Genomic DNA, 11984 nt, shown 5'->3' with positions numbered 1-11984 from the left:
CGTGGTGTAGTGGTTAACATGCCTGCCTGTCACGCAGGAGATCGCCGGTTCGACCCCGGTCGGGACCGCCATTTATACAAAGAAAAGAACGAAACAACTTGTTTCGTATTTTTTTATTTATTTTTAAGAAAACTTATAAAGACAGTCAATCTTACCCTTAGGACAACTCCTAAGGTCTTTTTTATATGTTCAAAATGAAACAAAGTGAAAAAATCTGTATAATAAAGAGCAGAGAATATTGTGAGTAAGGTAGGTGAAACCTTTGAATAAATATGAAATAACGACAACTTCTTCTGAAGAGACACAGAACTTATCAGAAAGGCTAGGACAACTTGTTAGGGAACAAGATGTACTTGTTTTAGAAGGCGATCTTGGTGCTGGCAAGACAACGTTTACGAAAGGTCTTGCAAAAGGCCTTGGTGTGAAACGAGTTGTAAATAGTCCGACATTCAATATTATTAAAGAGTACAAAGGGAGATTACCGCTATATCATATGGACGTGTATCGTTTAGCGGAAAGTGAAGAAGATTTAGGGTTTGATGAGTATTTTTATGGTGAAGGTATAACAGTAGTAGAATGGGCTCATTTAATTGAATCTTTTCTGCCAAATGAGAAATTAAAAATAAGCTTGTTCCATACAGGTGATGATACAAGAAAAATTGTGTTAGAGCCAAGTGGTGAACGCTATATTAGATTATGTGAGGAGCTATTACAAGATGAAAGTACTAGCAATTGATACTTCAAATTATGTAATGGGGATTTCTCTTATTGATGGAAATACTGTTGTCGGAGAAATCATTACGAATTTAACCAAAAATCATTCTGTACGCCTTATGCCGGCTGTAGAACAACTTCTGAAGGAATGTAATATAAAGCCGAAAGAGCTAGATAAAATCATCGTAGCGGCTGGTCCTGGATCTTATACAGGAGTTCGAATTGGTGTGACTGTTGCAAAAACATTAGCTTGGTCGTTGCAAATACCGATTGTCGGTGTGTCTAGCTTAGAAGTAGTGGCTGCGAATGGAGCGAATTTCCAAGGGGTTATTTGTCCATTGTTTGATGGACGTCGCGGACAAATTTATACGGGCTTGTATACATATAAAGAAGAGCAGTTATCTTCTGTAGAAGAGGATCGAATTATTCTTATTATTGATTGGTTACAGATGTTAAAAGATAAGGGGCAACCTGTTTTATTTATCGGCAATGATGTAGAACAACATAAAGAAACGATTGTAGAATATTTAGGAGATCGAGCTGTGTTTGCTTCTTTTACAAAGAACAACCCAAGACCAAGTGAGCTAGCATTTTTAGGATTACAAAAAGAGGAGCAAAGTGTGCATACATTTGTTCCGAGCTACCTCCGTTTAGCGGAAGCAGAAGCAAAATGGCTAGAAAGTCAAAAAAAATAGGGGTTATCAAAATGGATATTACATTTAGAAAGATGACGACTGATGATATTGCTCAAATTGTAGTAATTGAAGAAGCGTCATTCCCAACTCCTTGGACTGCTGATGCATTTTATCGTGAATTGACGATGAATGAATATGCACATTATGTCGTAATCGAAAAAGATGGTGTGGTAATTGGATACTGTGGATTGTGGATTATTATTGATGAATCACATATTACGAACATAGCCATTTTGCCAGAATATCGCGGTCAAAAACTTGGAGATGCTTTGCTGAAAGAAGTAATGGATCAGGCAAAAGAAATGGGAGCAAAAACGATGACACTTGAAGTACGAGTGTCAAATGAAGTAGCGAAGCAGTTATACCGAAAGTATGGATTCCAAAATGGTGGGATTCGTAAACGATACTATACAGACAATTATGAAGATGGTCTTGTAATGTGGGTGAATATATAATGGAAAAAAATACGATTATACTTGGTATTGAAACGAGCTGTGATGAAACGGCTGTAGCGGTTGTTAAAAATGGAACAGAAATAGTGGCAAATATTGTTGCTTCACAGATTGAGAGCCATAAGCGTTTTGGCGGAGTTGTGCCGGAAATTGCATCTCGTCATCATGTAGAACAAATTACAGTTGTATTAGAAGAAGCATTAAAGGAAGCGAACATTACATTTGAAGATATTGATGCAATTGCTGTGACGGAAGGGCCAGGTTTAGTAGGGGCACTTTTAATTGGTGTAAATGCAGCTAAAGCAGTTGCCTTTGCTCATAATATTCCTCTTGTTGGTGTTCATCATATTGCTGGGCATATTTACGCGAATCGCTTAGTAAAAGAACTACAATTCCCTTTGTTGTCACTTGTTGTGTCTGGCGGGCATACAGAGCTTGTTTATATGAAAGAGCATGGTTCGTTTGAAGTAATTGGCGAAACGAGAGATGATGCGGCAGGAGAAGCATATGATAAAGTTGCACGTACATTATCTATGCCATATCCAGGTGGTCCTCATATTGACCGTCTTGCTCATGAAGGACAACCAACGATTGATTTACCACGTGCATGGTTAGAACCAGATTCGTATGATTTTAGCTTTAGTGGACTGAAATCAGCAGTTATCAACACTGTGCATAACGCAAAACAACGTGGAGAAGAAATCGCACCAGAAGATTTAGCAGCTAGCTTCCAAGCGAGTGTAATAGATGTACTAGTAACAAAAGCAGCACGTGCTGCAGAAGCGTATGATGTAAAACAAGTGCTTCTCGCTGGTGGTGTTGCAGCGAATAAAGGACTTCGTGCACGTTTAGAGGAAGAGTTTGCAAAAAAAGAAGAAATCGAGCTCATTATTCCACCGTTATCTTTATGCACAGATAATGCAGCAATGATTGCAGCAGCAGGAACTATTGCATATGAGCAAGGAAAACGTGCAACATTGGCTTTAAATGCAAATCCAGGATTAGATATTGAAGCATAATTATACACATAATTAACCACAACTTGTGGATAAAACCCATATTATCTGTTGATAATATGGGTTTTATTGTGAATATTAAATGTGTATAATTTTTTTGTGATTTGTGGATAATGTGGAAAAGTTATTTTTGTGTTTATATGATAAAGGTGGATATGTGCATAAGGTTGTGGATAACACTATTGAGGTCAGACCTTCGACCATAATCTTTTGTATTGAAAAATAAACAAGGTAGTTGAATGGCTTTCAACTACCTTGTTTTTATCATATAAATATATAAGGGTTATACATGTAACTCTTCCCATTCCGCCATAAACTGCTCTAATTTTTCTTGTTTTGTTTGCTTTGCTGTTGTAATCTCACTAGCTCGTTCGTAGTCAGCATATACTTCAGGCAGACAAAGCTCCTCTTCTAATTGTTCAATTTCTTCTTCTAAATTTGCAATGTTTTGTTCAATTTCTTCAATCTTACGGATGCGTTGGCGTTCTGACTTCTTACGTTCTTTTTCTTCAAGGTAATTTAATTTTTCTTGAGCGATAGTTTTTTGGACTGGTGCATCCTCTTCTTGTTGTTCAAATTCCGCACGTTCAATCATTTCATTTTTCTTTTCAATATAGTAGTCATAGTCACCTAAATATTCTTGTGCACCACCTGTTGATAACTCAACAACTGTAGTTGTGACACGGTTAATGAAATAGCGATCATGGGAAACGAATAAAAGAGTCCCAGGATAATCAATTAAGGCATTTTCTAAAATCTCTTTACTATTTAAATCGAGATGGTTTGTTGGCTCATCGAGAATCAGTAAATTAGATTTTTGCATCATCAATTTTGCTAGAGCTAATCGTGCTTTTTGACCACCACTTAAGGAAGATACTGGCTTTAATACATCGTCCCCTGTGAATAAAAAGTTACCGAGTATCGTGCGAATTTCTTTTTCTGACTCTAGCGGATAATTATCCCATAGTTCGTTTAAAACACGCTTAGATGATGTTAAGTTTGCCTGTTCTTGATCATAATATCCAATAGATACATTTGAACCGAAAGAAACTTCACCACTTAACGTCTTTAATTTATTCACAATTGATTTTAATAATGTAGATTTCCCAATACCATTTGGACCAACTAGTGCGACACTATCACCGCGGGTTAAGCGCATATTTACATGTTCAATAATCGGTTCTTTGTCATATCCAATTGAAACATCCTTTATTTGTAATACATCGTTTCCGCTTTGTTTTTCGATATCAAAGTGGAAGGATGCTGATTTAGAATCACCTAATGGTCTAGTTAGTAATTCCATTCTGTCTAACTGCTTCCGACGACTTTGTGCACGTTTTGTTGTAGATGCACGGGCAATGTTCTTTTGGACAAAGTCTTCTAGTTTAGCAATTTCCTCTTGTTGTTTCTCATAACGCTTCATTTCCTGCTCATGTAGTGCAGCTTTTAAATCTAAATATTTACTGTAGTTACCAACATATCGTCTGCTTTCTTTATTAGAAATTTCATATACTTGTGTAACAAGCTTGTCTAAAAAGTAGCGATCGTGGGAAACGATTAAAATAGCTCCAGGATAGCCTTGTAAATATTGTTCAAGCCATGTTAATGTATCGATATCTAAATGGTTTGTTGGTTCGTCCAAGATGAGTAAGTCTGGTTTTGTTAGCAGTAGTTTCCCAAGAGCAAGTCTTGTTTTCTGTCCACCACTTAACGTAGAAATCGTTGTTTGGTGTGTTTCAACCGGAAAACCAAGTCCACTTAAAATGGAGCGAATATCAGCTTCATATTGATAACCACCTTGATCTTTGTAGTCTAACTGTAATTGATCATAATCAGCGAGTAATTTCTCGTACGTAGCAGCATTTGAAAAGTTCTCTTCCTTACCCATGTCTAGCTCTAACCTTCGAAGCTTCTTTTCCATTTGCTGCAGATGAGTAAAGACAGTAAGCATTTCATCCCAAATTGTTAAAGAAGTTTCTAAACCAGTATTTTGGGCCAAGTATCCAATTGAAACATCTTTTGGTTTTATAATTTCTCCACCATCGTGAGATAATTCACCGGCAATTATTTTTAATAATGTAGATTTTCCAGCACCATTTCGACCAACTAGTGCAATGCGATCTTTTGTTTGAACTTCCAATTTAATGTTTGCAAGAATTGTTTCAGCACCGTATAATTTTGAAAGCCCATTCACTTGTAATAAAATCAATGTTTTCACCTCAAATAATTTCTTAACTTTGCCATGTTTATATTTCTCAATCATACTAAAAATAGTGTATAGTTTAAAATAAGAGAGAAGTCTTCTCTCTATTATACAAGGAAAGTCATAAGTGCTAAACTTCTGTATTTGTTTTAAATCTGTGAACAAAGATAGGAAGAGAGGAGAGGTTATATGGATCAGCAAAAGATTCCACAGGCCACTGCCAAACGATTGCCTCTATACTATCGATTTATCCAAAACTTATCTCTTTCTGGTAAGCAGCGTGTTTCATCGGCTGAATTGAGTGAAGCTGTAAAGGTAGATTCAGCAACAATTCGGAGAGATTTTTCATATTTTGGAGCGTTAGGGAAAAAGGGATATGGATATAATGTGAATTATTTACTATCATTCTTCCGAGAAACGCTTGATCAAGATGATATAACACGTGTAGCACTTATTGGAGTGGGTAATTTAGGGACCGCTTTCTTACATTACAATTTCACCAAAAATAATAATACAAAGATTGAAATGGCATTTGATGTCAATGAAGAGAAAGTTGGAAAAGAAATCGGAGGAATTCCTGTATATCATTTAGATGAATTAGAAGAGCATTTAACAAATGATATACAAGTGGCAATATTAACAGTACCTGCTACTGTTGCACAGGCTGTAGCAGATCGATTGGCCGAAACAAATATACACGGAATTTTAAATTTTACACCAGCACGATTAAATGTTTCAGAAAATATAAGAATTCACCATATTGATTTAGCTGTAGAATTACAAACACTCGTTTATTTTTTGAAAAATTATCCACAATAAAACGCAGAGGAAATCCCTCTGCGTTTTATTGTTGCTTTTTCTTTGTAAATTTGACTAAGATAAGTCGAAGTGCCAAATTAAAATCAATTGTTGCCATAGCAGCAAATAGCAGTGTCCCAAAGTTCCAAATTGTATCTGTAACGTTCGTAATTGCGAAACGTGTAAAGACACAACCAAGAAGGAAATACAGTGCTGCCATGAACAATGGTGAGTTCCTCATATTTAAAATCCTCCGATAAATCCTTGCATTTTTTCTGCTTCTTTAATCATTTCTTGTATTTGTTCGTTACTTACTAGTACTTGGGCTATTGCAACTAATGTATTCATCGCAACATGTGCCATAATAGGAACGATAATTCGCTTTGTTTTTACATATAAAAAGGCGAATACAAGCCCCATGGAAGTGTATACCAATAAGTGTGTAAAATCAAAGTGAATTGCTGCAAATACAAGTGAGCTAATAATAGCAGCGATAAAGAAGTTGAATTTCTTATACAATGTACCAAATAAAATTTTTCTAAAGACAATTTCCTCTAAAATAGGCCCTATTATTGATATAACAATAAGGAACCATGGGGTGGTCCGTGCTATTTCCATCAAGCGAGATGTGTTCTCAGATCCAGGTTTAATGCCCAATAAACGCATTTCGATTGTGCCTGCAATTGTTTGAGAAAAGAAAGCTAAAAAGAAACCGATAAAGATCCAACCGATTGTGGCAGGAATACTGGCGCGTTTTGTATCGAAACGGCTTTCGCGAATATCTGTTCGAAGTAGTAAAAGTACAATACATAATGCAATGAAAAAGCTAATAATTGCCCAGTGACCAGTCAGTAGCTGCATTTTTTCTTCTCTGGTGAACCCCCTATTATCATATAGTCCGGTTTTCAAAAGAAGCGGTAATCCAACAATACCTGATAATTGCATAAGAATGTATGTAACTATAATCCACCAATATTGTTTTTTCAAATTGGTTAACCATCCTTTCTAACTCTAGTTTATGAGATAAGGCGGGATAACATGTAAACATCCAGCCGGGGATACGTAATAACCATTCATATTATTATTTTTTTGTAAATCTTTCTTTGAAAATGAAATAGGAGACAGGAAAAAGCTGTACCTATAGAGAAAATAACTTATGGCATCTTTCATATTGTAACATACGATAAGTGAAAACGCCGATTCATATATATAAGGCTTTCGCGAGAATGGTTGCAACGATAACAGAATGATTTTTCTTAGGAAGTTATATAAAAAAAGTTTATATAGCAATTTGCGAAAAAATTATGATTTTTTTACTTGCAAAAGAAAATTAGATTATTTATTATTATAAGTGTGTTAGCACTCGAGGTCATTGAGTGCTAATAAAGAAAATTTACATAGAAAAATGAGGAGGTTATTGTTCATGCTAAAGCCATTAGGTGATCGCGTTGTAATTGAGCTTGTTCAAGCAGAAGAAAAAACAGCAAGTGGTATTGTATTACCAGAAACTGCAAAAGAAAAACCACAAGAGGGTAAAGTTATTGCAGTAGGTACTGGTCGAGTGCTTGAAAATGGTGAGCGTGTTGCTTTAGAGGTAGCAGCAGGTGATCTTATCATCTTCTCAAAATATGCAGGTACTGAAGTGAAATATGAAGGTACAGACTACTTGATTTTACGTGAAAGTGACATTTTAGCAATTATCGGTTAATTATATACATTTTAAAAATCCAAGGGGGTCAATTATTATGGCAAAAGATATTAAATTTAGTGAAGAAGCACGTCGTTCGATGCTTCGCGGTGTCGACACTCTTGCAAATGCAGTAAAAGTAACGCTTGGACCAAAAGGTCGTAACGTTGTACTTGAGAAAAAATTCGGTTCACCACTTATTACAAATGATGGTGTAACAATTGCGAAAGAAATCGAATTAGAAGATGCTTTCGAAAACATGGGTGCAAAATTAGTAGCAGAAGTTGCTAGCAAAACAAATGACGTAGCTGGTGACGGAACAACAACTGCAACTGTATTAGCACAAGCTATGATTCGTGAAGGTTTAAAAAACGTAACAGCTGGCGCGAACCCAATGGGTCTTCGTAAAGGTATCGAAAAAGCGGTTGTTACAGCAATTGAAGAATTAAAAACAATTTCTAAACCAATCGAAGGTAAATCTTCTATCGCACAAGTAGCTGCTATTTCATCAGCTGACGAAGAAGTAGGTCAATTAATTGCAGAAGCAATGGAGCGCGTTGGTAACGACGGCGTTATTACTTTAGAAGAATCTAAAGGATTCACAACAGAATTAGATGTAGTAGAAGGTATGCAATTTGATCGTGGATATGCATCTCCTTACATGATTACTGATTCTGACAAAATGGAAGCAGTACTTGATAACCCATATATCTTAATCACTGACAAAAAGATTTCTAACATTCAAGAAATCTTACCAGTGTTAGAGCAAGTGGTACAACAAGGTAAACCACTTCTTATCATTGCAGAAGATGTAGAAGGTGAAGCATTAGCTACATTAGTAGTGAACAAACTTCGTGGTACATTCAATGTAGTAGCTGTTAAAGCTCCTGGATTTGGTGACCGTCGTAAAGCAATGCTAGAAGATATCGCGATCTTAACTGGCGGTGAAGTGATCACTGAAGAATTAGGACGCGACTTAAAATCAGCTACAGTTGCATCTTTAGGACGCGCTGGCAAAGTTGTTGTAACGAAAGAAAACACAACTGTAGTTGAAGGTGTAGGTAACACAGAACAAATCGAAGCTCGCATCGGTCAAATCCGTGCACAATTAGAAGAAACAACTTCTGAATTCGATCGTGAAAAATTACAAGAGCGTCTTGCTAAACTTGCAGGAGGCGTAGCAGTAATTAAAGTAGGTGCAGCAACCGAAACTGAGTTAAAAGAGCGCAAACTTCGCATTGAAGATGCACTTAACTCAACTCGTGCAGCAGTAGAAGAAGGTATTGTTGCAGGTGGTGGTACTTCACTTATGAACGTATACACTAAAGTAGCTTCTATTTCAGCTGAAGGTGACGAAGCAACAGGTATCAACATTGTACTTCGTGCATTAGAAGAGCCAGTTCGTCAAATCGCAATCAACGCTGGTCTAGAAGGATCCGTTGTTGTAGAACGCTTAAAAGGCGAAAAAGTAGGCGTTGGTTTCAACGCAGCAACTGGCGAATGGGTAAACATGCTTGAGTCTGGTATCGTAGACCCAGCAAAAGTAACTCGTTCTGCACTTCAAAACGCGGCATCTGTTGCAGCTATGTTCTTAACAACTGAAGCTGTAGTTGCTGACAAGCCAGAACCAAATGCACCAGCAATGCCTGACATGGGCGGCATGGGCATGGGCGGTATGGGCGGAATGATGTAATTTAGGTGTAAAAACCTTTTTATATCAACGTTTATGAGCTTTTACACCTAATATAGTGTCCGAAAAAGTGACCGATATTAGTCAATAAGATTTTTAGAGAGGTCTTTCATTAAGTTACTAAACTTATTGGAAGCCTCTTTTTTTATGTTCTTTGTCATGTGTGCATATATGTCCATTGTTGTATTAATATCTGAATGTCCTAATCGTTCTTGTATCTCTTTTATGTGTACATTTGCCTCAATTAACAAAGACGTATGAGTATGTCTAAATGAATGAGGTGTTACTTGTTTCTGAATAGATGTCTTCTTAAGTAGTCGCTGCATTCTAATTGATAAATGCTTAATTGTCTTAGGATAGCCCTCATTGGTTGAAAAAATAAAATCATTGTCTTTATAAAACGGCTTGTTATCTGTTATTATTTTTTCTTGTTGTTGTTTGTGTTGCTTGAGCATAGCAACTAAAAGAGGGTCTATTGTTATAGTACGAATGGAACCCTCTGTTTTTGGTGTCAGTAATGTATATTTTAACTTGTTGTTTGATGGATTGTAGTAAGTTTTTATAACTCTTAGTGTATGTTCTTCAAAATCAATATCAGACCATTTTAAAGCAATCATTTCACCTATTCGTAAGCCAGTATACGCTAGCATAGTAAAAGCTAATAAGTCACCTTCTAATCCATCATTTTTAGTAATCGTTAGAAATTCCTCTAACTCTTCTTTTTCAAGAAACTTTTCATGAATTTCATTAACTTGTTCAAGATCAGAGACAGTTTTCTTTTTCTTAGGGAGTTTAATTCCTTTAGTTGGTATATCCTTAATCAATTTATTTTCTTGAGCATACACAAAAACCATGTTAGTAGATGAATGAATACTTGAAATATAGTTGGAACTGAAAGTATTTGCTAACTTATCTATTGTGTCCTGGTATGCTTTTTTAGTGATTTTTTGAATAGGTACTTGTCCAAAATCATCAATAACACGATCTAAAGCAATTTTTCTTGCTCTTATGCTACTTACTTTTGCACCTTGAGATTCATAATGCTTTAACCAATCCTTACACATTGTTTCGAAGGTTATTTTTAATGGTTCGATATATTCCCCATTATGAAATTGTCTTTCGAATAAAGCGGCTGCAAGTTTTGCATCTTTTTGAGTTAAAAAACCAGATTTACTCTTTTTTATTTCTTTTCCCGTTATGGGATCAGTACCCATATATGCACGGAACGCCCACTTTTTTCCCTTTTTATAGATGTATGCCATGAGATCACCTTTTTTTATTGGGTTTATTATTTTAATAAAAAATTGCCGAAGTAGGCAAGATATAGCAAGATTTAAAATTATCCTTTAAGTTTATTTCAAAAATCTCGGAATTAATTGTTGTTTTAAAAGTTAAAGTTGAATCTAAAAAACCAAAATATAAATTATCTTTATAAACAATACTGATATGCGTTTCTTTGAAATATTTGTTTAGAAAATCCTGTTTAAATTCAGGGAAATAATGTATTAACAAGTCACAGTTTTTTGTTAATAAATCACATTTGTTGTTGTTATTCACACGAACTAAAATTTCAAAGTGATTTTCTTTAGAAGGGAAAGGAGAATTTTTCATTTTGTAATACAGGTGTTGTTTTGGTTTCATATTTTCCAAATTGACATTTAAGTTTCCAACATTCTTAATGAATGCTTCTTCTTCTATTGGAAAAGCAAAAGTATCTGTATAGGGAAACTCATTATTAACTAATGTCTCCAAAACGCTCACAATATCCTGAATACTACGAAATAGTTTTATTTTATCTTCAAAGGAAAAATGTTTTGCATTTTCAAACACCTCATCTACTAAACTTAACTTTTCAAATGATGATGTTTCTGATTGTATAATTTCATAAACTTGTTTCTTTAAGTCTTTATGATTTGAAATTAATTTTAAATAGTTGTTTACTTCCTTTTGAAAATCAACTTTCCATTGAGGAATTTTGCTATTAATAGCTTTTTTAACTTCTTCTATATTTGAAATCTTTATATTATTTTGCTCTAACTCATGGGCTAATTTACGAATTTCTAGAGCAGGTATAATGGACGGAAGAAATTTTTCTCCATCAGGAAAAAATTTTTCTAAGTTATTAAAAATGAAATTTTCCATATTTCCATATAGTAGATCATCAATTGTTATATCGCCTATTTCAGAAATTATTTTTATTCTTTTATTATTTGGTAATGTGCTTCCTTTTTCCCACTTTGAAACAATGCTTTTTCCGGCATTATCAACAAGCTTACCGAATTCTTCTAATGTCAATCCTTTATCTCTTCTTATTTCAGCAATCCTCATGCCTACTGCTTTTTTATCTATGTCCATTTAGTTTCACCTCTTGAAACAAATTATAATATACCTAAATAAAAAAAGAAACATCAAGTTTCATAAAGTGTCATTTTATTGTTGACTAATGGAAAAAGGACTGTTACTATTGAGGTGTCATAAAGTTTCATTTGGGTGGAAGGAGGGGGAATCTTGAAAATAAAACCTGAAGGTTATAGAAAATTAATTGGTTTAACACAGAAGGAATTAGCGGAACTTTTCGGAGTATCTGTTCAGGCTTTAAGAAGAAAAGAAAAAGGTGTTACAGCGTATAAAGATAGAGAAAAAGTAATTTTAAGAGATTTAATTAGGGAAAAAGGTCTATCTAAAATAACTATTGACGAAATTTTTTTTACATAAAATGTGTCATAAAG

The 11984-nt window shown here is 35.0% G+C and carries 13 protein-coding genes and 1 tRNA gene; 9 read left to right on the top strand and 5 right to left on the bottom strand.

Annotation, left to right across the window (positions count from 1 at the left end; translation table 11 throughout):
• Nucleotide 1 precedes the first annotated feature (1 nt).
• From JDS96_RS24175 to tsaD, 5 genes are all read left to right on the top strand, one after another.
• Nucleotides 2–71 (top strand) — tRNA-Asp (locus JDS96_RS24175).
• A gap of 191 nt (nt 72–262) precedes the next feature.
• Nucleotides 263–736 (top strand): tRNA (adenosine(37)-N6)-threonylcarbamoyltransferase complex ATPase subunit type 1 TsaE, encoded by a 474-nt coding sequence (gene tsaE, locus JDS96_RS24170; protein WP_018783545.1) that lies wholly within the window; start codon nt 263–265, stop codon nt 734–736.
• Nucleotides 717–1409: a tRNA (adenosine(37)-N6)-threonylcarbamoyltransferase complex dimerization subunit type 1 TsaB gene (tsaB, locus tag JDS96_RS24165; RefSeq protein WP_018783544.1), complete on the top strand. Its 693-nt coding sequence runs from the start codon at nt 717–719 to the stop codon at nt 1407–1409. Before tsaE ends, tsaB begins: the two co-directional genes overlap by 20 nt.
• 11 nt (nt 1410–1420) lie before the next feature.
• Nucleotides 1421–1864 carry a ribosomal protein S18-alanine N-acetyltransferase gene (gene rimI / locus JDS96_RS24160; RefSeq protein WP_006093166.1) on the top strand — a complete coding sequence of 148 codons (444 nt, stop codon included), beginning with the start codon at nt 1421–1423 and terminating at the stop codon, nt 1862–1864.
• A complete protein-coding gene (gene tsaD / locus JDS96_RS24155; RefSeq protein ID WP_003194551.1) occupies nt 1864–2880 on the top strand; it encodes a tRNA (adenosine(37)-N6)-threonylcarbamoyltransferase complex transferase subunit TsaD in 1017 nt (338 codons plus the stop codon). The genes rimI and tsaD overlap by 1 nt, the downstream gene beginning before the upstream one ends.
• Before the next feature lie 280 nt (nt 2881–3160).
• Here tsaD and JDS96_RS24150 read toward each other — a convergent pair whose 3' ends face one another.
• On the bottom strand, nt 3161–5086 hold the full coding sequence (locus JDS96_RS24150; protein ID WP_242479974.1) for an ABC-F family ATP-binding cassette domain-containing protein: 1926 nt from the start codon (nt 5084–5086) through the stop codon (nt 3161–3163).
• A 183-nt stretch (nt 5087–5269) separates the two neighbouring features.
• Here JDS96_RS24150 and JDS96_RS24145 point away from each other — a divergent pair, with 183 nt between their 5' ends.
• Nucleotides 5270–5899, top strand: a complete 630-nt coding sequence (locus JDS96_RS24145) for a redox-sensing transcriptional repressor Rex (protein WP_199668266.1) — start codon at nt 5270–5272, stop codon at nt 5897–5899.
• A gap of 25 nt (nt 5900–5924) precedes the next feature.
• Here JDS96_RS24145 and JDS96_RS24140 read toward each other — a convergent pair whose 3' ends face one another.
• Both JDS96_RS24140 and JDS96_RS24135 read right to left on the bottom strand, forming a co-directional pair.
• Nucleotides 5925–6119: a YdiK family protein gene (locus JDS96_RS24140; protein ID WP_016117046.1), complete on the bottom strand. Its 195-nt coding sequence runs from the start codon at nt 6117–6119 to the stop codon at nt 5925–5927.
• 2 nt (nt 6120–6121) lie between these two features.
• Entirely contained in the window at nt 6122–6865 is a 744-nt protein-coding gene (locus tag JDS96_RS24135; protein WP_098719571.1) for a CPBP family intramembrane glutamic endopeptidase, read from the bottom strand.
• A 436-nt stretch (nt 6866–7301) separates the two neighbouring features.
• Here JDS96_RS24135 and groES point away from each other — a divergent pair, with 436 nt between their 5' ends.
• Nucleotides 7302–7586, top strand: coding sequence for a co-chaperone GroES (groES, locus tag JDS96_RS24130; RefSeq protein ID WP_002009985.1), 285 nt, complete (start codon nt 7302–7304; stop codon nt 7584–7586).
• 37 nt (nt 7587–7623) lie between these two features.
• On the top strand, nt 7624–9258 hold the full coding sequence (gene groL, locus JDS96_RS24125) for a chaperonin GroEL (protein ID WP_003194560.1): 1635 nt from the start codon (nt 7624–7626) through the stop codon (nt 9256–9258).
• Nucleotides 9259–9335: 77 nt separating this feature from the next.
• Here the strand turns inward: groL and JDS96_RS24120 are convergent, their stop codons facing one another.
• Together JDS96_RS24120 and JDS96_RS24115 are read right to left on the bottom strand one after the other, a co-directional pair.
• Complete coding sequence (locus tag JDS96_RS24120) at nt 9336–10517, bottom strand: site-specific integrase (RefSeq protein ID WP_199668265.1); 1182 nt, start codon at nt 10515–10517, stop codon at nt 9336–9338.
• A 31-nt stretch (nt 10518–10548) separates the two neighbouring features.
• Nucleotides 10549–11610 carry a helix-turn-helix domain-containing protein gene (locus JDS96_RS24115; RefSeq protein ID WP_199668264.1) on the bottom strand — a complete coding sequence of 354 codons (1062 nt, stop codon included), beginning with the start codon at nt 11608–11610 and terminating at the stop codon, nt 10549–10551.
• 153 nt (nt 11611–11763) lie between these two features.
• Here JDS96_RS24115 and JDS96_RS24110 point away from each other — a divergent pair, with 153 nt between their 5' ends.
• Nucleotides 11764–11970 (top strand): helix-turn-helix domain-containing protein, encoded by a 207-nt coding sequence (locus tag JDS96_RS24110; RefSeq protein WP_199668263.1) that lies wholly within the window; start codon nt 11764–11766, stop codon nt 11968–11970.
• Nucleotides 11971–11984 lie beyond the last annotated feature (14 nt).

This window comes from Bacillus cereus group sp. N21 (genome assembly GCF_016483395.1).
GTDB classification, from domain to species: domain Bacteria; phylum Bacillota; class Bacilli; order Bacillales; family Bacillaceae_G; genus Bacillus_A; species Bacillus_A pseudomycoides.
This window is presented reverse-complemented; position numbering and strand designations above follow the sequence as displayed.

What these genes read in the sequence shown, in the direction of transcription:
- tsaB (WP_018783544.1), top strand. Translation starts at nt 717, where the DNA reads ATGAAAGTACTAGCAATTGATACTTCAAATTATGTAATGGGGATTTCT.
- rimI (WP_006093166.1), top strand. Translation starts at nt 1,421, where the DNA reads ATGGATATTACATTTAGAAAGATGACGACTGATGATATTGCTCAAATT.
- tsaD (WP_003194551.1), top strand. Translation starts at nt 1,864, where the DNA reads ATGGAAAAAAATACGATTATACTTGGTATTGAAACGAGCTGTGATGAA.
- JDS96_RS24145 (WP_199668266.1), top strand. Translation starts at nt 5,270, where the DNA reads ATGGATCAGCAAAAGATTCCACAGGCCACTGCCAAACGATTGCCTCTA.
- JDS96_RS24140 (WP_016117046.1), bottom strand. Translation starts at nt 6,119, where the DNA reads ATGAGGAACTCACCATTGTTCATGGCAGCACTGTATTTCCTTCTTGGT.
- groES (WP_002009985.1), top strand. Translation starts at nt 7,302, where the DNA reads ATGCTAAAGCCATTAGGTGATCGCGTTGTAATTGAGCTTGTTCAAGCA.
- groL (WP_003194560.1), top strand. Translation starts at nt 7,624, where the DNA reads ATGGCAAAAGATATTAAATTTAGTGAAGAAGCACGTCGTTCGATGCTT.
- JDS96_RS24120 (WP_199668265.1), bottom strand. Translation starts at nt 10,517, where the DNA reads ATGGCATACATCTATAAAAAGGGAAAAAAGTGGGCGTTCCGTGCATAT.
- JDS96_RS24115 (WP_199668264.1), bottom strand. Translation starts at nt 11,610, where the DNA reads ATGGACATAGATAAAAAAGCAGTAGGCATGAGGATTGCTGAAATAAGA.